Source organism: Cutibacterium equinum (genome assembly GCF_028021195.1).
GTDB lineage: Bacteria > Actinomycetota > Actinomycetes > Propionibacteriales > Propionibacteriaceae > Cutibacterium > Cutibacterium equinum.
Window position 1 is genome coordinate 1,488,175 of the sequence record NZ_CP115668.1, and the last position, 18,935, is coordinate 1,507,109.

At 64.0% G+C, this 18,935-nt stretch carries 15 protein-coding genes and 2 pseudogenes; 4 read left to right on the top strand and 13 right to left on the bottom strand.

The features are described 5' to 3' along the window. The first annotated feature begins 5 nt into the window (after positions 1–5). From O6R08_RS06830 to O6R08_RS06840, 3 genes are read left to right on the top strand one after another with little or no spacing between them, the layout of a single operon-like run. Positions 6–1,088, top strand: coding sequence for a choice-of-anchor M domain-containing protein (locus O6R08_RS06830; RefSeq protein WP_271417459.1), 1,083 nt, complete (start codon positions 6–8; stop codon positions 1,086–1,088). Beyond that, positions 1,081–1,854, top strand: a complete 774-nt coding sequence (locus tag O6R08_RS06835) for an anchored repeat-type ABC transporter ATP-binding subunit (RefSeq protein WP_271417460.1) — start codon at positions 1,081–1,083, stop codon at positions 1,852–1,854. The genes O6R08_RS06830 and O6R08_RS06835 overlap by 8 nt, the downstream gene beginning before the upstream one ends. 13 nt (positions 1,855–1,867) lie before the next feature. Beyond that, positions 1,868–2,731 (top strand): anchored repeat-type ABC transporter permease subunit, encoded by an 864-nt coding sequence (locus O6R08_RS06840; protein WP_271417461.1) that lies wholly within the window; start codon positions 1,868–1,870, stop codon positions 2,729–2,731. A gap of 126 nt (positions 2,732–2,857) precedes the next feature. On the opposite strand, the gene O6R08_RS06845 is transcribed toward O6R08_RS06840, so the two are convergent. The 6 genes and pseudogenes from O6R08_RS06845 to dxr form a co-directional block, all read right to left on the bottom strand. After that, positions 2,858–3,697, bottom strand: coding sequence for a GNAT family N-acetyltransferase (locus O6R08_RS06845; RefSeq protein ID WP_271417462.1), 840 nt, complete (start codon positions 3,695–3,697; stop codon positions 2,858–2,860). Position 3,698: 1 nt separating this feature from the next. After that, on the bottom strand, positions 3,699–4,880 hold the full coding sequence (ispG, locus tag O6R08_RS06850) for a flavodoxin-dependent (E)-4-hydroxy-3-methylbut-2-enyl-diphosphate synthase (protein ID WP_271417463.1): 1,182 nt from the start codon (positions 4,878–4,880) through the stop codon (positions 3,699–3,701). Between the two features lie 346 nt (positions 4,881–5,226). Continuing rightward, positions 5,227–7,295: pseudogene (locus O6R08_RS06855) on the bottom strand (ExeM/NucH family extracellular endonuclease); the annotation flags it as partial. Beyond that, a pseudogene (locus O6R08_RS06860) lies at positions 7,284–7,682 on the bottom strand (lamin tail domain-containing protein); the annotation flags it as partial. The pseudogenes O6R08_RS06860 and O6R08_RS06855, both read right to left, overlap by 12 nt. A 143-nt stretch (positions 7,683–7,825) precedes the next feature. Next, complete coding sequence (locus O6R08_RS06865; RefSeq protein WP_271417464.1) at positions 7,826–9,106, bottom strand: M50 family metallopeptidase; 1,281 nt, start codon at positions 9,104–9,106, stop codon at positions 7,826–7,828. Then, on the bottom strand, positions 9,103–10,326 hold the full coding sequence (dxr, locus tag O6R08_RS06870) for a 1-deoxy-D-xylulose-5-phosphate reductoisomerase (RefSeq protein WP_271417465.1): 1,224 nt from the start codon (positions 10,324–10,326) through the stop codon (positions 9,103–9,105). Before dxr ends, O6R08_RS06865 begins: the two co-directional genes overlap by 4 nt. Positions 10,327–10,425: 99 nt before the next feature. Between dxr and O6R08_RS06875 the strand changes: the two genes are divergently transcribed. Next, positions 10,426–11,793 carry a serine hydrolase domain-containing protein gene (locus O6R08_RS06875; RefSeq protein WP_271417466.1) on the top strand — a complete coding sequence of 456 codons (1,368 nt, stop codon included), beginning with the start codon at positions 10,426–10,428 and terminating at the stop codon, positions 11,791–11,793. A gap of 146 nt (positions 11,794–11,939) precedes the next feature. Here the strand turns inward: O6R08_RS06875 and gdhA are convergent, their stop codons facing one another. The 7 genes from gdhA to rpsB all read right to left on the bottom strand — a co-directional run bounded on the left by gdhA (position 11,940) and on the right by rpsB (position 18,794). Then, positions 11,940–13,277 (bottom strand): NADP-specific glutamate dehydrogenase, encoded by a 1,338-nt coding sequence (gene gdhA, locus O6R08_RS06880; protein WP_271417467.1) that lies wholly within the window; start codon positions 13,275–13,277, stop codon positions 11,940–11,942. A gap of 87 nt (positions 13,278–13,364) precedes the next feature. Then, positions 13,365–14,618, bottom strand: a complete 1,254-nt coding sequence (gene rlmN, locus O6R08_RS06885; protein ID WP_271417468.1) for a 23S rRNA (adenine(2503)-C(2))-methyltransferase RlmN — start codon at positions 14,616–14,618, stop codon at positions 13,365–13,367. A gap of 61 nt (positions 14,619–14,679) precedes the next feature. Beyond that, positions 14,680–15,543, bottom strand: a complete 864-nt coding sequence (locus O6R08_RS06890; protein WP_271417469.1) for a phosphatidate cytidylyltransferase — start codon at positions 15,541–15,543, stop codon at positions 14,680–14,682. 11 nt (positions 15,544–15,554) lie between these two features. After that, complete coding sequence (gene frr / locus O6R08_RS06895; RefSeq protein ID WP_271417470.1) at positions 15,555–16,109, bottom strand: ribosome recycling factor; 555 nt, start codon at positions 16,107–16,109, stop codon at positions 15,555–15,557. Between the two features lie 33 nt (positions 16,110–16,142). Continuing rightward, complete coding sequence (gene pyrH, locus O6R08_RS06900) at positions 16,143–16,859, bottom strand: UMP kinase (protein WP_271417471.1); 717 nt, start codon at positions 16,857–16,859, stop codon at positions 16,143–16,145. A gap of 232 nt (positions 16,860–17,091) precedes the next feature. Continuing rightward, positions 17,092–17,904: a translation elongation factor Ts gene (gene tsf, locus O6R08_RS06905; protein WP_271417472.1), complete on the bottom strand. Its 813-nt coding sequence runs from the start codon at positions 17,902–17,904 to the stop codon at positions 17,092–17,094. A 35-nt stretch (positions 17,905–17,939) separates the two neighbouring features. Beyond that, entirely contained in the window at positions 17,940–18,794 is an 855-nt protein-coding gene (gene rpsB, locus O6R08_RS06910) for a 30S ribosomal protein S2 (RefSeq protein WP_271417473.1), read from the bottom strand. Between the last annotated feature and the right edge of the window lie 141 nt (positions 18,795–18,935).

Genomic DNA, 18,935 nt, shown 5'->3' on the forward strand with positions numbered 1-18,935 from the left:
AATCCATGATTACCAAACACCGTCGGGTGGCGGCTCTGTCTGCCATGTTCATCGCGCTCAGCGCTGGCTTCTCGCTCTCCCAGCCAGCCCAGGCCGCCCCGACCCCACCGCCAGATCCTGCCCTCAAGCAGACGGTGACCGACAGCGAGAAAGTGGCCAAGGGACCCGCCGAGATCAAGCGCGGCCACGTCGATGTCGGCCCTCGCCTCATTGACGGCCAGTTCACCCTCATGGCCCGCGACGACAGCGCCAACCCGCCAGTGTGGCGCAGCACCGACGACGCCGTCCTGCGCGTGGTCGATGCGTCCCTGATCGACGTGCCGAACGACGACACCTACTCCTTCCTCGGCGACATGCGTGGCAAGAAGGCCTACGTCATTCCCCAGACCCAGGACCAGAAGGTCGTGTGGCTGGGCTGGAACACCCAGGCCCCCGAGATCGTCAAGAACTTCCCGCGCGGCGCCGATCTCGTCTTCACCGGCCACGAAGGCCCCGGTCAGGCCCACATGTTCATCGAGAACGGTTTCGACGCCCCCATGGCGCTGTATGACTCCACCAAGTCCGGCGAACAGCTGGTGCACATGGAGGCCAACACTCACGTTCACGCCAACTGGGTGTTCTCCGATCCGGGAGCCCAGACCATCTCCGTCGATGTGCGCGGGACTGACGCCAAGGGCACCAAGCACTCCTTCTCGACCAAGATGAGGTTCGTCATCGGTGACAAGGGTTCGGCCGACGAAGCTCGCGCCTTGGGGGCCTCTGCCTCGGCATCGGCCCAGGCATCAGCGGCATCGGATTCCTCAGCGTCTGACAACGCATCGACAAGCGGTTCTGCCGCGACCTCAGCTCCGGCCAAGGCGTCGTCGTCGGCGGCAGCCTCCCCCACGTCCAGCAACGATTCTGACAGCGGCACCTCGCGGGGCATGATCATCGCGATCATCGCCGGAGTCGTCATCGTCGGCATTGTCATCGGCGCCCTGGTCAGCCGCTCCAAGTCGAAGAAGTTGCACGACGAGGTGTGGAAGGACGAGGACAAGGACGCGACGTCAGCCAAGAACTCCAACGACGAAACGAGTTCGCATGAGTGACCTGGGATCCATCGCGATCACTGACGTGGCCGTCAACCTGGGCGGGCGCCAGGTGCTTCACGACGTCAACGTGTCAGCCAGCAGGGGTGACCTGTTGGCTCTCCTGGGGCCCAACGGGGCCGGCAAGACAACCTTGTTGCGCACCATGCTTGGCCTGGTGAAGCCGGCCAAGGGCAGCGTGGAGGTTGCTGGGGCCGCTGCGGGCAAGGGATGGCGTCACATCGGTTACGTCCCCCAGCGTCACGAATTTGCCTGGGACTTCCCCATCAGCGTCGCTGACGTCGTCATGAGCGGACGGACCCGCCACATCGGGTGGCTGCGTCGTCCCGGCAAGGATGACCACGTCGCCGTGCGCGACGCCCTGCGGACCGCCGACATGGCGGACCTGGCAGATCGCACGGTGGGGGAACTGTCTGGTGGTCAGCGTCAGCGTGTTCTCATTGCCCGAGCCCTGGCCACGCGTCCGTCAGTGCTGCTCCTTGACGAGCCGTTCACCGGGGTCGACATGCCGACCCAGGAGATGCTCACCGAGCTGTTCTGCCGCTTGGCTGCCGACGGCACCACCTTGGTCATGACGACCCATGACCTCGCGCAGGCCATGGCCACCGCTGACCGGGTGTGTCTCATCAACCGCACCGTCATTGCCGACTCCACCCCGCAGGAGTTGCGCGATCCGACGATGTGGATGAAGGCCTTTGGGGTCTCCGAGAATTCTCCGCTGCTGACCATGGTCGGGGCTGCCGAACCCGTCCCCACCCCCCTCTGACAAGGAACCATCAATGCTCACTCCCTGGGAGTTCTTCACTGATCTCACCAATCCCCTGCTGGTCTTCTTGCCGAAGGCCTTGCTGGTTGCCGTGGTCTGTTCGATGGTTGCCGGAGTCATCGGTTCCCATGTCGTGCTGCGAGGCATGGCCTTCATCGGAGACGCAGTGGCGCACTCGGTCTTCCCCGGTTTGGCTGTGGCCTTCCTGTTACAGGGGTCGCTGCTGTTGGGTGGCACTGTGGCCGGTCTCGTCACGGCCGTCCTGGTGGCCATCGTCTCCCAGAACCGACGCCTCAAGGAGGACTCGGTCATCGGAATCCTCTTCGCGGGAGCCTTCGCGTTGGGAATCGTCATCATCTCTCGAGCGCCCGGGTATGCGGGTTCCCTGCAGCAGTTCCTCTTCGGATCCATCACCGGCATCACCACTGACGACATTGTCATCGTCTGCGTCGGCGGCGCCTTGATACTGCTGGCGGAACGAGCCCTGCACAAGGAGCTGGTGACCGTCGGCCTGGACCGCGAGACTGCTCGCGCCACCCACATGCCGGTCTTCGCCCTGGACCTGGTTCTCTACGTCCTGGTCACGCTCACCGTCGTCATGTCGGTGCAGGTCATCGGCAACGTTCTGGTGCTGGCTCTGCTGGTCACCCCGGCCTCGACGGCTCGTATGCTCACCAACCGGTTGTCGACGATGATGCTGCTGGCTCCGATCATCGGGGCTGTGTGCGCCCTGGTCGGTCTGTACCTGTCGTGGTCGGTCGACCTGCCGGCCGGCGGAACGATCGTCCTCGTCTCCACCGTGGTCTTCCTGCTGAGTTGGTTGCTTGCTCCCAAGCATGGTCTGCTGGGCGCGTGGCTACGCCGCAGGGCAGCCTGAGGAGTCCCTGCTTCCTGCCCATCTCATGGTCCGGCGCACACCACCCACCATGTTCATGACGAGACCACACGCATCCATGCAACCGGGACGTACTCATGGACGTCCTTGGTGGGTGGCCATGTGCCCTCAGTACAGCACCGTGGCCATCTCTCCGACCTGACGGAAACCCACGGTGCGGTACATGGCCAGGGCGCGGGTGTTGAAGTCATTGACGTAGAGGGAGACCGACTCGTAGCGACGCCGACACAACTGTGCCACGGCCGTCATGGCAGCGTCGGCGAGCCCCTTGCCACGCCACGCCGGGTCAAGCCAGACCCCCTGAATCTGACAGTGCGTGCGCCAGTCGACGCCGATGTCGGACTTCCATCGCACGGTTCCATCATCATCGACGATGTCGAAGCAGTGGCCCTTCTGGACAAGGGTGCGCATGTGACTCATGTACCCGCCGGAGCTTTCGATCGGGCTGACGCCGACCTCCTCGGTGTACATCGCCACCGCAGCCTGGAAATACGCCTGGAAGTGATCCATCGTGGCAGCCTTGACACGAGGATCGGCGCCCACACGGGACGGCTCGTGCAACTCCAACAACGGTTGACAGGCACGAACCTCGCGAGGCCGACCCCAGGCGCGCGGGTAGCGCTGCGACAGGATGCGGTGCAGAGCCATCACTGGCCCGGATCGACCCATCATCGACGAGGAGGTCCGCCACGGACCAACCTTGGAGGACAAGACCTCGATCGTCGACTCGTCAGAGGCCACCGGAACGACGTTGGCCCCCAAGTGAAGCATCCCCTGCAATTCCCCGGAATGCACCACACCGACGACAGGGCACCCCAGCCTGCCGCGATCCAAGCCATTGGCCTGGATGCGCGACAGGAGGAAGAGATTTCCTACCGGGTCCTGCTGCAGGAATTCAGTGACCTGACCAACGTCGGTGTCGTCAAGGACCCTGACCCTGGTGAACACCTCAGGAGACCGCGACTTCCGGTTCCCCGGTCTCGTCCATGGTCTCGGCCATCCGGTTCGCCTCGTCGACGAGGGTCTGGACGATCTCATTCTCGGGAACGGTGCGAATGACCTCGCCGTGCTTGAAGATCTTGCCCTTGCCGTTACCGGCAGCAACACCAAGGTCAGCTTCACGGCCCTCGCCCAGGCCGTTGACGACGCAACCCATGACGGCAACGCGCAGCGGGGCATCAATTCCTTCCAGAGCGTCGGTGACGTCGTTGGCCAAGGACAACACGTCGACCTGACAGCGTCCACAGGACGGGCAGGACACGATCTCCAGACCACGGGGGCGCAGGTTGAGCGACTCCAGGATCTTGATGCCGACCTTGACCTCCTCAACCGGATCGGCCGACAGGGAGACGCGGATGGTGTCGCCGATACCCTCGGAGAGCAGGTGTCCGAAGGCCACCGCGGACTTGATGGTGCCCTGGAAGGCAGGTCCAGCCTCTGTGACGCCCAGGTGGAGGGGGTAATCGCACTGAGCGGCAAGCTGCTCATAGGCGCGGATCATGACAACGGGATCGTGGTGCTTCACCGAGATCTTGAAGTCGCGGAACCCGTACTGCTCGAACAGACTGGCCTCCCACAGCGCCGATTCCACCATGGCCTCGGCGGTCGGGGCACCATACTTGTCGAGCAGACGCTTGTCGAGGGACCCGGCATTGACGCCGATGCGGATACTGGTGCCGTGCTCAGTGGCGGACTTGCAGATCGCCTCGATCTGGTCGTCGAACCTGCGGATGTTGCCAGGGTTGACGCGCACCGCGCCACAGCCGGCCTCGATCGCCTGGAAGACGTACTTCGGCTGGAAGTGGATGTCAGCGATGACCGGGATCTGGGACTGCTTGGCGATGATCGGAAGAGCCTCGGCGTCCTTGTCGGTCGGGCAGGCGACGCGCACGATGTCACAACCGGCTGCGGTCAGGGCGGCGATCTGCTGAAGGGTGGCACCGATGTCGTGGGTCTTGGTTGTCGTCATGGACTGCACCGAGATGGGTGCGTCACCACCGACCAGCACATCTCCCACCTTGATCTGGCGCGTCTTGCGACGCGGCGCCAAGGTCGGAACGGGAGGGGTGGGCATGCCCAGGTTCACGGTCATTGACGTGTCACTCCTGAAATCGCGGATTGTCACTCCCATTGTGTCACCTACGTCCACCGGTGTGGTGACGCTGACAGCGAGCACCCGCCCAACCGAGGTGGCAGGGCGGGTGCTGGGAGGGGTTCGTCAGACTCCGGTGTACGGCAGACCAGGACGAGTTCCCGGCACATAACCGGGGGCCGGGGCGAGCGTCGAGGTGGGGCTCGTGGTCGGGGCCGGGGTGGTGGTCGGCGTCACCGACGGGGTGGTCGTCGGGGTGCTCGACGGGGAAACCGGGGGCGTGGTCGACGGTGAAACGGTGGTCGTCGGCGTCACCGTCGCAGTGGTCGACGGGGAGACGGTGGGCGACGGGGTGGCACTGCCCGTCGGGGAAGGAGTCGGAGTCGGGACCGGAGCCTGCATCGAGAAGCCGACCAGTGCCGGGGAATGATCCGAGGCAGCGAACTGGCTGGTGGTGTGGAAATCGGTCACGTTGTAGTTGCGACGCGAATACTGCATCGCCACCGACTCAGACCCGTTGATGTCCCAGATGCCGGCGCCAGAGATCAGCTCATGGGCCTTGGCATTGGCGAAGATGTGGTCCAAGGAACCGACACGGCCGGAGAACTGGTAGCTGGCGGCACCCGGATCGTGCTCCTCGACGACCTCACTGAACCCGGCGTCCTTGATGGCAAGGATCGGATCCTCCATGGCATAGGCGTTGAAGTCTCCGAGCATGAAGACCGAGTCGTCCTTGAAGGTCGTGTTCACCCAACCCGTCAGGGCCTTGGCCTGGGCGACGCGGCTGGGGTTCGCCTTGCCCTGACCGGTGCCGTCGTCCTCACCTGAGCCCTTGGACTTGAAGTGATTGACGACCGCCACGAAGGTGCGCTTGGACCCCTCCGGCTGGAAGCGCTGAGCCAGCGGTTGACGGGCATTGGCGAAGGCCGGGTCGGCCAGAATCTGTGAGGCCCCCACCGGGGAAACCTTGCCGACCTTGTAAATGAAGGCCGAGCGGATGACGTCCTCGTTGGGAGGAACGACGGTCGGGCTGGCCACGTAGGCCCACACCTTCTTGCCAGCAGCCTTGTTGAGGGCGTCGACGAGGTTTGCCAGGGACGCATCGCGAGATTGTCCCGGACGCCAGGTGATCTGGGCGGAGTTCTCAATCTCCTCGAGGGAGACGACATCGGCATCCAGCCCGTTGATCGCAGTGACGATCTTGGCCTGCTGGTCGGCGAAGGCCTGCGGGGTGTAGGCGCCACGGACCAGGCAGAAGTTGGTCGCGACCGCGTTTCCGTCACGATCGGCATAAGCCTTGCAGTCCGGCTCGTCCTGACCCAGATCGGTGAAGTAGCTCAGCACATTGAAGCTGGCCAGTGTGACATCACCGCCGACAGCCGGCGGAGTGTCCGGGCGGTTGTTCCCAGCCTGGATCGGCGACAGCCGCGAGTCCGAGCCGACGACCTGACCGGTGGGCTGGAAATTCCAACCGAACCGCTGGTCCATGATGACCGGCGAGGTGAACTCGACGTGGGTGCCGGTGCGCATCGGGGTGTTCTGGGACAGATACGGCAGAGGCGAGTTCTTGGCGTCGGCATTGGTCATGAAGTTCCACGAGGAACCGTCGTCAAGATTGATGTACTTGGCCTGGTTGGCAGCCTCGACGGCCTCGGCGTCCTTGCCCGGACGCGCGACCTCGGTGCCCTGGTAGAGGGGCTTGTCACCGTCGGCCAGACCGATCTGGCCGTACTGGTTGAGGCCATAGTTGTTGGTGATGGTGTAGCCGCTGGTGGGCTTGACGAGCATGCCCTCGTAGACCTCCCGCTCGTCGTCAGTGGCCGGCAGGGAGGTCAGCTCGGTGGCCTTGACGGGGGTGCAACCGGAGGTGCGCTCAACTCGGGTCTTACCAGCGATCTCGGTGAGGTCGTGGAACTCAGTGACGGTGCCCTTGACGGTCACACAGTCGCCGACCTTGATGTTGGCGGCAGCCCACTTCGAGTACACGAAGACACCATCCGAGGCGTCGGTGGCCTTCTTCGGGACGCCACCGCTTCCCGGGGTCTGGATGTAGATGCCGTCAAATCCGCCGGTCGGGTAGGCAGCGGTGACGACTCCCACCGTGGTGACGGTCTTGTCGACCAGCGGGCTGGCCGGACCATTGCCCTGGATTGCGGCGATCGGGGTCACACCAGGTTCCGGGGTGGGAGTCGATGTGGGTGACGGGGTGGGTGTGGGCGACGGGGTGGGTGTGGGCGACGGTGCGGAACCTGAATTCGTCGGGGTGGGGTCGCCCACTGTGAAGTCAGCCGAGTTGTCGTCGGTGTCGACGCCATTGCGACGCTCGATCGAGGTGGTGTTCGACGGGGCGGGAGCAGCTTTCTTCTCGGCCACCGATGCGGCGCCATAACCCACCAGGTCAACGGCAGTCCCCGATGCGTCAAGGACACGAACCGAGCCCTTGGTGGCGCTCATGGCTGCCGTGCACTGCGCGTCGGGGGCCGGGAGAAGCTTGCTGCCACCGTCTCCCTTGGCCTCCTGCACCAAGAAGTAGCCACCAGCCTTGACGGTGCCGCTGAGGGTGCAGGTATTGGCCACCTTGCCCTTGGCGGTGAGGTATTCCAGCTTCCAACCCTCGACGGAGACCTCCGCGTCGGTGGGATTGAGCAGTTCGACGAAGTCGTGGGTCCAGGTGGCACCGGAGTTACCGCCACCTCCATAGACCTCATTGATGACGACGTGGCTGGCTGCCACCGAATCAGCATGGGCCGGTTGGACCGCGACGATGGTGGCGGCGCCGCACGACAGGGCCGACAGGCTTGCCAGGATGCGTCTGGACAGTGTGTTCATGGTCAATCCCATCTCGTGACAGGGAGCGTTCGCGCGCCACCTTGCCACGGTGATACGACCCCAAGCACGGTTGTCACCGACAATTCACCAAGTTTTCCTCTGTCGTGGCGTGGCGTGACGACAGCTCAGGCCTCGTTCACACGACGGCGGTCGTCTCAGAAGATCTTGACTGGGGAAATCACGTCAGCGACGACCAAGATCACTCCCATGACAAGCATGAGGACGCCGATCGTCCACGCCACGGGCAGCATCATTGCGGTATCGGCCGGGCCCGGATCAGGCTTGCCCGCGAGCCGGAAAATCCCTCGCTTGCACGCCTCGTAGATGGCTCCGGCGATGTGTCCGCCATCCATCGGTGGCAGGGGTACCACGTTGAACCAGAAGAGGAACAGGTTGAGACCGCCGAGCAGACTCGCCCCGGAGGCAACCTTGTCCCCGACGGTCAGTTGCCCATTGCCAGCGATGTCGCCGGCCACCCGGGAGGCTCCCACAATACTCATGGGGCTGTTGGCGTCACGAGCACGCCCGGTGACCATGTCGGAGGCGACATTCCATGTCAACACGGGGAGTCGGGCCAAAGCGCTCAAGGATTGCTTCGACATCGTCCACATCTGCGAAGCGGTGTCGCCCGGCCCGGAATGAACGATCACCATTGTCGGGCTGAATCCCAGGTATCCCACCGTGACGGTGCGGCCAGGATTGTTGATGTCAGGCACCTGGTTGAGAATGGTCCGCGTCGGGGTGAGATTCACCAGGCGGCCGTCCCGCTCCACGACGAGACGTACCTGCCCTTCCCCGTTGTCACGGATGAGTGGTTGCAACTGGGACCACGACTCGACCCGGACACCGTTGAATGAAACGATCCGGTCCCCCGGTTCCAACCCGGCCTGAGCTGCTGGGGCCGGCGGGTCGTCCGGCGAGCAGTCCCCCTGGCTCTTGGTGAGTTGAACGCACGGGGTCACGGCAGCCACCAGGGTCGTCTCGGCGGGCCGACCGTAGATACCGAACACTCCCCAGAACAGCAGGAAGGCCAGCAGCAGGTTGGTGAGAATGCCACCACTCATGATGACGAGACGCTGCCAGACGGGTTTGTCGCTGAAAAGACGTCCGCGGTCGGCGTCGGTGATCTCCTCGGCCTCGGCTGCCCGGGCCTCGTCGGCCAGCTTCGTCAGCTTGTTAGTATGACGGTGATGCACCTCGGCGGGATACATCCCGACCAGGCGCACATAGCCGCCCAGCGGAATCCACTTGAACCCATACTCGGTCTCCCCGCGTCTGAAGGACCATATCTTGGGCCCGAATCCGGCGAAGAACTCGGTGACCTTGACCCCGAAGATTTTCGCCGGGATGAAGTGGCCACACTCGTGCAACAACACCGACAGGATGATGAGGGCGAAGAAGAGGATTCCCGCCAGAACCTCGATGAGAACGGTCACTGGCCGCGTCCCTGTGCGCACAGCTCGGCGGCGCGGCGCCGACCCCACGAGTCGGCGGCCAGCACGGCGTCGAGGCTGAGGTTTTCGTCACCGATGTGACGAGCGCCAGGCTCGCCATTGCCGTCTTGCGTCAGGTGCTCGTCGAGGACGGTTGCGATGGTGTCGGTGATGTCGAGGAATCCGATGCGGCCCTCGCAGAAGGCGTCGACACACGACTCGTTGGCGGCATTGAACACAGCCGGCGCGGTACCGGCAGCCTTGCCCGCACGTCGAGCCAGCTCCACTGCCCCGAAGGTCTCGTTGTCCAGTGGCTCGAAGGTCCACTGGGTGGCCGTCGACCAGTCGCAACACGCTGCGGCCTCGGGGAGACGATCGGGCCACGACAGCCCCAAGGCGATGGGCAACTTCATGTCGGGAGGGGAGGCCTGGGCAATGGTGGCGCCATCCCAGAACTCCACCATGGAGTGAACGATGGACTGGGGATGGACGACGACGGTGATGTCGTCGAGGTCGACGTCATAGAGCAGGGCGGCCTCGAGCAGCTCCAGCCCCTTGTTGACCAGGGTCGAGGAGTTGATGGTGATGACGCGTCCCATGTTCCAGGTGGGGTGCTTCATGGCGTCGGCAGCGGTGACATCGGCGAGGGACTGCCTGTCACGGCCGCGGAACGGACCACCGGAGGCCGTCAGGACGAGGCGGCGCACCTCATTGCGCCTTCCCCCACGCAGGCACTGGGCGAAGGCGGAGTGCTCGGAGTCGACCGCGACGATTTGTCCGGGAGCGGCTGCCTGGGTGACGAGCTTGCCACCAATGACCAGGGATTCCTTGTTTGCCAGGGCCAAGGTCGTCCCGGCGGCCAGGGTTGCCAGCGTCGGGCGCAGACCAGCAGCTCCGGTGATGGCGTTGCAGACGACGTCAGCGGGCATCCCAGCCAGCTGGGTCGAGGCCTGCGGGCCGGTCAGAATCTGGGGGTTGGGCACCGGAATGTCACGCGACCCAGCCTGGACCGCCAGTGCTCGCAGGAGTTCCTCGGCGGCGTCCTGGCGTGCCAGTGCCACCACGGGGATGGAGAAGTCGAGCACCTGCTGGGCCAGCAGACCCACATCGGAACCACCTGCCGATACGCCGACGACCTCGAAGTGGTCGCGACGTGAGGCAATGACCTCCAGGGTCTGCGTTCCGATCGAGCCGGTGGAGCCGAGAATGATGACCTTCTTCACCCTGCCAGTCTGTCACGACCGTTCCAGGAGGACCGATTCGAGGGAGAATCCGTTCATTCAGCGCCCCGAGGCCCTGGTCACCGGCCCTACAGTGGGCTCATGATCGACAGTGTCCTCGACATCACCGCCGATGCCCTCGAACAGGCCGGAGTCCACCCGCACCGACTCATCGTCCGTCAGCACGGACAGGTCGTCGGTCGACGCCGCTGGGCACCCTGGAGCCCCGAGGTCCCCAGCCTGGTCTATTCCTGCTCGAAGACCTTCACCTCTGCAGCCGTCGGCATCGCGGTGGATCGTGGCGCTTTCGGCTACGACGACACCCTGGCCGATCTGTTGCCTGCCGCCTGCACCGACCAGACCGGCCCGCTGGCAAGGTCCATCACGGTCGGTGATGTCCTGGCGATGGCAACCGGCCACTCCCCCGAACAACTCGCAGAACCTCCTCTGGGTCTGCTGAGGATTCCCGACACCGAAACCGCCAAGCTGTGGCTGGCGACCGAGCCTGCCCGACGTCGTGGGGTCGACTTCGCCTACAACAACCTCGGCACCTGGATGCTGTCTCGGGTCGTGCGCCGACACACCGGGGTCGACGTCGACACCATCATCACCCGAGAAGTGCTGGAGCCGCTGGGCTGCGGGCCGCACGCATGGGTCTGCGACAAGGACGGGATATCGCTGGGATTCAGCGGTCTGCACATCGACGCCGAGGACATGGGCCGATTCGCCCAGCTCCTCCTCGACGACGGCATCCATGACGGCACGCGTCTGCTCCCCCAGGAATGGATCGAACAACACCGGGTCAAACAGGTCGAATCCGATGGGCTCACTGGCCCCGAGTGGGGGCTGGGTTATGGCTGGCAGACCTGGATATCGAGCCACGGTTACCGTCTCGACGGCGCCTTCGGTCAGTTTGCCCTCGTCATCCCCGAGGTTGACGCCGTCGTCGTCATGACCAATGAGGTCGGAGAAGGACCTGGGGACAAGCAGGCCATACTGCAGATCGTCTGGGACCACCTTGTGCCGGCACTGGCAGAGGGGATCGATCCCGAACCCGAGGAGATCGTGCGCATCCTGCCCACGGTGCGCGGCCAGTTTGACCCGACGCGCTCGGTGCAAGGCATCAGCGACGGTTCTCACATCGTCGTCTCCCCTCGCGGTGATGGTGAGGCCTGGGCGATGTCCTGGCGCTTCACCCAACCCCAGTTCGGCATCGTCGATGCCGCCGTGGACATTGTGGTCGGACACGAGGAATGGTTGAGGTCCCACTGTCAGGTCGGTGAGGGCTTCGTCGACATCGCAGCCAGCGGTGGGTGGCAGGGAGACACCTTCGTCGCCAAGCTCGACGTCATCTCCAGCCCTCATGGCCTCACTGTGCGGATGGGACCGGATACCACGACGATCCAATGGGATTGCGACCCCCTTGACCCGCGTGGTCTCTTCGGGTTGGTCCACCCGGAGCCGCGCTGAGGAGGTGACCCCGCCCATCATGGTCGGCAGCCTGTACCACGGCCGAGCCTTGCCGGTGTGGCCACTGCCGGCCACGATGCCGCGAGATCACCTCATCGCCGGTCATCCTCGCCTCCTCGGCCCCGCGCGGAGGCGGTGGACGCAACTCAGACGACACCCATCGCGATGACGGCGTCGGCCACCTTGGTGAATCCGGCAATATTGGCGCCCATGACGTAGTCACCCGGGTGACCGTAGGCCTCGGCGGTCTCGATGCAACGGTCGTGGATGTCGGCCATGATCTGCTGGAGTCGGGCTTCGGTGGCGTCGAAATCCCAGGAGTCGCGGGCAGCATTCTGCTGCATCTCCAGGGCAGAGGTGGCCACACCACCGGCGTTGGAGGCCTTGCCGGGAGCAAAGAGCACACCGGCCTCCTGGAAGGCGCGCACAGCCTCGGGGGTACACGGCATGTTGGCCCCCTCGGCCACGGCAACCACGCCGTTGCGGATCAGCGTGGCGGCCGCCTGACCGTCGAGCTCGTTCTGAGTGGCACAGGGCAGGGCGACGTCAACCGCGGTGTCCCAGATGGAGCCGTCGGTGTGGAAGGTGGCCGAGTCACGACGAGCGGCGTACTCGCAGATACGGGCCCGTTCGACCTCCTTGACCTGCTTGAGCAAGGCGACGTCGATGCCCTTCTCATCAACGACATATCCGCTGGAGTCCGAGCATGCGACAACGGTCGCACCAAGATCTTGGGCCTTCTCGATGGCATAGATGGCGACATTGCCCGATCCGGAGACGGTCACTCGCAACCCGTCCAGCGACTTTCCGCGGGTTGCCAGCATGGACTGGACGAAGAAGACAGTGCCGTAACCGGTGGCCTCGGTGCGCACGAGGGACCCGCCCCAGGTGAGCCCCTTTCCAGTGAGGACCCCCGACTCGTGACGGTTGGTGATCCGCTTGTACTGGCCGAAGAGGAAACCGATCTCACGTCCGCCGACCCCGATGTCGCCGGCAGGCACGTCGGTGTTCTCACCGAGATGACGGTAGAGCTCGGTCATGAATGACTGGCAGAACCTCATGACCTCACCGTCGGAGGCCTCGTGCGGGTCAAAGTCCGAGCCACCCTTGGCCCCACCGATCGGCATTCCGGTCAGCGCGTTCTTGAAGATCTGCTCAAAGCCGAGGAACTTGATGGTTCCCAGGTACACCGAAGGGTGGAATCGCAGTCCGCCCTTGAAGGGGCCCAGCACAGAGGAGTATTCGACACGGAAGCCACGGTTGATGCGCACCTTGCCCTTGTCGTCGAACCACGGGACTCGGAAGATGATCTGACGCTCCGGTTCGCAAATACGCGACAGCACTGCCGCTTCGACGTACTGCGGGTTCTTCTGGAGCACCGGGCCGAGGGACTCGAAGACCTCCCGCACGGCTTGATGGAACTCTGACTCTCCCGGGTTGCGCTTCAGCACCTCTTGGTAGGCGTCCTCCAGCTGGCTGTCCATCCAGCACCCTCCTTCATGTGTAGGCGTTACTCGGATGATTTTCGCACCACTTGCGCCAGCGTCACCCCACTGGGTCACCCAGTGGACTCAGTTTCCCAACCCTTCCGAGCGTCCCACAGCAGCCAACTGCCCGCATGCCCCATCAATGTCGGAACCTCGGGTGTCGCGCACCGTCACCGGAATCTTCCAGCGCTCCAGGGTCTGGACGAAGGCGTCCTGATCCTCCGGACGCGAGGCCGTCCAGCGCGACCCCGGAGTCGGGTTGAGCGGGATGAGGTTGACATGAGCCCACGTCCAGTCGCCGCGACGACGGATCTGGCGAGCCAGCACAGCGGCACGATCAGCTTGGTCGTTGATGTCCTTCATGAGGGCGTACTCGATCGAGACCCGACGCTTGGTTTTCTCGGCGTACTGCCATGCGGCGTCAAGGAGTTCGTCGACCTTCCACCGGCGATTGACCGGGATGAGCTCGTCACGCAGCTCATCGTCGGGGGCATGCAAGGAGACAGCCAGGGTGACCGGTATTGCCTCTTCGGTCAACGCCTTGATACGCGGCACGAGACCGACCGTCGACACCGTCAGGGCACGAGCGCTCATACCCACCCCGTCGGGACCATCAGCGGTCAGGGTGCGAATGGCGGACAACACCGAACGGTAATTGGCCATCGGCTCACCCATTCCCATGAAGACGATGTTGTGCACCCGACCGTTGGCTCCAGGAACCTCGCCGGCCGCGATGAGGCGGTTGGCTGCCAACACCTGACTCACGATCTCAGCGCTGGACATGTTGCGCTGGATACCTCCCTGACCGGTCGCACAGAACGGGCAGGCCATGCCGCAGCCAGCCTGGGAGGAGATGCACAAGGTGGTGCGAGCCGCAGAATGACGGGTCGGGGGATAATGCATGAGAACCGACTCCACCAGCGCACCGCCGTGCAGCCGCCACAGGGTCTTCACGGTCATGCCACGATCACACGACTGCCGGGAGACCTCGGTCAGCAGACTCGGGAACCACGCGTCGGCCACCTGTTGACGAACCGACTTGGGCAGATCAGTCCACTCGGTGGGGTCAACCTCCCAGCGGTCAAAGACGTGGGCGGAAATCTGGCGAGCGCGGAAGGCCGGCAGGCCAAGGTCCTTGACAGCCTGCACCCTCTCCTCGACGCTCAGGTCAATCCAATGCCGAGGCGGCTTGGTGCGCTTCGGGCTCCGAACCACAACAGGGATTTCCTTGTCAGCCAGCGGTGTGGCGGGCAGCACCAGTCCCGACGGCGACACGCTCGAACGGTCGGATTGTGCGTCAGTCACGACATTCCTCTCAGGATCAAGGTCAGCCACCATGGAGTCGTCCACAGTGGCTGCAAGGTTCTCAGGTGCGATCAGATGGCAGGGACAGCCTCGCTCACAGCACCAAGGACATGACGAGCCAGGCGAAGGGTGCCGAGAACAGCACCGAGTCCAGCCGGTCCATGATCCCGCCGTGGCCGGGCAGGAAGTTCGACATGTCCTTGATACCGGCATCGCGTTTGATCATCGACTCGACGAAATCTCCCGCAGTCCCAGTGAACGCGAGAACCACCCCGAGGAGCAAACCGGCCCAGACCGGAGCCGAGAGCAAGCCGCCCAGACAGGCCCAGCCGACCAAGGCCGCCGTGATGACAGATCCGGCGAACCCCTCCCAACTCTTCTTGGGGCTGATCCTGGGGGCCATCTTGTGCTTGCCGAAGAGCACGCCCACGGCGTAGCCGCCAGTGTCGGAGGCAACAATGCACAGAATCCAGGTGGCGATGCGACGGCTACCTCCGTCGTCTCCCATCATGAGTGGGACGAAGCAGCCCAGCAGCGGCAGGTAGGCGATGGTGAACAGGCTTGCCGCGACGTCCTTGACGAATCCTTGGGAACCGCGCGGCAAACGCCACGCCATGGCCGCGACCGTCGTCGCCCCCAATGTGGCGACAAGGAACGTGTTGGGCAGGATGTGAAGGTTCATCGTCGAGGCCGCGTAGGCTCCGATGACCATCACCACGGTGCCGACGCAGATAGGCACCACCGCAGAATTCATCCCCAACCGAGCCATCGCTCGGTGCAACTCAATGGCTCCAGCCACCAGGGCCAGGGCCATGAGCAGGACGAACCCCCAGTGCCACCACCCGACGGTGCCGATAACGGCCCCGCACAACACCAGACCCGTGATGATGGCGGCAGGAAGATCACGGCCAGCACGTGGGGTACGTGTGGCCGTGGCCTTGTTCTGGGAGGTTCCCATCCCGAATCCGATCAGATCTCGAGCAGCTCGCTCTCCTTGGACTTCAAGAGCTCGTCGATCTGCTCGACATATTTGCGGGTCACCTGGTCAAGCTCCTTCTCCAGACGAGTCAACTCGTCCTCGGAGATCTCCTTGTCCTTCTCCTGCTTCTTGACGACATCGTTGCTGGCGCGACGGACGTTGCGCACGGCGATGCGGCCTTCCTCAGCCTTGGTCTTGGCCATCTTGATGTATTCCTTGCGGCGCTCCTCGGTGAGGGCCGGCAGGACACAACGCACGACGTTGCCGTCATTGGAGGGATTGACGCCCAAATCAGAGTCGCGGACGGCCTTCTCGACCTCGTTGACACAGCTCTTGTCAAACGGGGCGATGAGGATGGTACGAGCCTCCGGAACCTGGAAGGTCGCAAGCTGCTGCAGTGGGGTGGGTGTGCCGTAGTACTCGACCATGATCTTGTTGAACATGGCGGGGTTGGCGCGCCCGGTGCGGATGGTCGCGAACTCCTCGCGGGCGTGGTCGACCGCTGACCCCATCTTCTTCTCGGCGTCCTTGATGATGTCGCTCACAGTGATGTCCTTCCTTGGTGTGTCTTCGATGGTTCAGCGATGGACGGTGGTACCGATGTCCTCACCGTTGATGACGCGGGCGATGTTGTCCGGGGTCTCAAGGTTGAAGAAGACCATCGTCAGGTCATTGTCCCTGGCCATGGCGACGGCGGTGGCGTCGGCAACCTTGAGGTCACGCGACAGGAACTCATCGTAGGTCAGTTCGTCAAACTTGTGGGCGTTCGGGTTGGTCTTCGGATCGCAGTCATACACACCGTCCACACCCTGCTTGCCCATGAGCAGCACTTCGGCACCAATCTCAAGGGCGCGCTGTGCGGCGACGGTGTCGGTCGAGAAGTACGGCATACCGGACCCAGCGCCGAAGATGACGACTCGTCCCTTCTCCATGTGACGCTCGGCCTTACGCGGGATGTACGGCTCAGCGACCTGGCCCATCGTGATCGCGGTCTGGACGCGGGTGTCGACCCCGGCCTTCTCGCAAAAATCCTGCAGGGCGAGGCAGTTCATGACAGTTCCGAGCATTCCCATGTAATCGGCGCGATCACGCTGCATGCCGTGTTGCTGAAGCTCAGCGCCACGGAAGAAGTTTCCTCCTCCGACGACGACGGCCACCTGGACGCCGCTGTTGGCGATCTCGGCGATCTCGCGGGCCTTGGCGGCCACGACATCAGCGTCGACACCGACTCCTCCCCCTCCGAAAACCTCTCCGGACAACTTGAGAAGAACTCGGTTGTAGCGCTCTGGCATCATCTCTCCTGGTCAGCGAACCTTGACGCGGGATGCGTCACCCCAGCTTAGCCCGAGGACGGCTAACGCCGCAGTCCGTCATCGTCTCGACCAACAGTCACAACCGAAAACTCTGACGCGACTGGCCCAAGTTCTCTGGTTCTCGGCGAAACCGCGAGTCGGAGAACGACGAACGGTCCCACCATGCGGTGGGACCGTTCGCGGTCAATCATCCCCGGTTCGTACCGGGATGGGGTCACTCTCCAGCGGAGAAGCGCACGAAGCGCTTGATGGTGACTCCGGCGGCCTCGAGGGTCTGGGCGACGGACTTCTTGTCGTCGGAGATGGCCGGCTGGTCGAGCAGGCAATTCTCCTTGTAGAAGCCGTTGAGACGGCCATCGACGATGCGGTCGATGATCTTCTCGGGCTTGCCCTCCTCGCGGGCGATGTCAGCGGCGACGGTGCGCTCGTGCTCGATGACGTCAGCAGGGACCTCGTCGCGAGACAGCCAGCGCGGGCTCATGGCGGCGATCTGCAGGCACACTCCGTGGACGGTCTCCATGTCGTCACCGGCGTACTCGACCATCACGCCGACCTGCGGGGGCAGGTCCTGGGAACGACGGTGCAGGTACACGTGAGCGTTGCCGTCAAAGTGGGCGGCGTTGGCGAGCTCGATCTTCTCACCAATCGTGGCGGCCAGGCCGCCGAGCTTGTCAGCGACGGTGGTGCCGTCAGCCAGAACGGCAGCGTTGGCGGCATCCGTGGAGTCGGCTCCGGCCTTCTCGACGGCCTCGGCGATCTCCTTGGCAGCGGCGATGAACTCCTCGTTCTTGGCGACGAAGTCGGTCTCGGAGCCGATGTGCACCAGGGAGGTGCCGGCAGCGGCGACCAGGCCGTTGCTGGCCTCGCGGTCGGAGCGCTTGGCAGCCTTGGCGGCGCCGGAGACACGCAGGATGTCAACGGCCTTGTCGAAGTCGCCGTCGGCCTCGGTGAGGGCCTTCTTGGCGTCCATCATGCCGGCGCCGGTGGCGTCGCGCAGCTTCTTGACCTCAGCAGCAGTGATAGCCATGGGTAATCTCAGTCCTGTCTAGACGTGGGCGAACTTCAGTTGGACTTCTCGGCCTCATCGGCCTTGTCAGCATCGGCCTTCGGCTCCTCAGCCTCGGCCTCGGTCTTGTTCTCAGCCTTGGCGTCGCCACCCTCGAGGAGCTCGCGCTCCCAATCAGGCATGGGCTCGGCCTCGGCAGCCTGGTCACCGGACTTGCCGGAGGAGCGAGCCATGAGGCCCTCGGCGACGGCGTCGGCGATGATACGGGTCAGCAGGGACACCGAACGGATGGCGTCGTCATTGCCCGGGATCGGGTAGTCAACCTCGTCGGGGTCACAGTTGGTGTCGAGGATGGCGACGACCGGAATCTTGAGCTTGCGAGCCTCGTCAATGGCGAGGTGCTCCTTCTTGGTGTCGACGATCCAGACGGCCTGGGGAACCTTCGGCATGTCGCGGATACCGCCAAGATCCTTGGCCAGCTTGTCCTTCTCACGGGAGAGCATGAGCAGCTCCTTCTTCGTGAGACCGGAGCCGGAAACCTTGTCGAAGTCCATGGCCTCGAGCTCCTTGAGCCGGGCGATGCGCTTCGAGATGGTCTGGAAGTTGGTGAGCATTCCGCCGAGCCAGCGCTGGTTGACGTAGGGCATGCCAACGCGGCTGGCCTGCTCAACGATGGACTCCTGAGCCTGCTTCTTGGTGCCGACGAAGAGAACCTGGCCGCCCTTGGCGACAGTCTCCTTGACGAAGGTGTATGCCTTGTCGATGTAGGTCAGCGACTGGTGCAGGTCGATGATGTAGATGCCGTTGCGCTCGGTGAAGATGAAACGCTTCATCTTCGGGTTCCAACGACGGGTCTGGTGTCCGAAGTGGACGCCGCTCTCGAGGAGCTGGCGAGTGGTGACGACGGCCATGCCGTGCCCTTCCCTCTCTGGGCACATCACGCAGATGTGCCGAACGGTTAAGCGATGACGCGGGATTGCGTCACCTCCTGATGCATCACCGTTCGCCCGCCTGCCGTGGCAGGACCGTGGACGTCCGGTCGTCGGTGACGT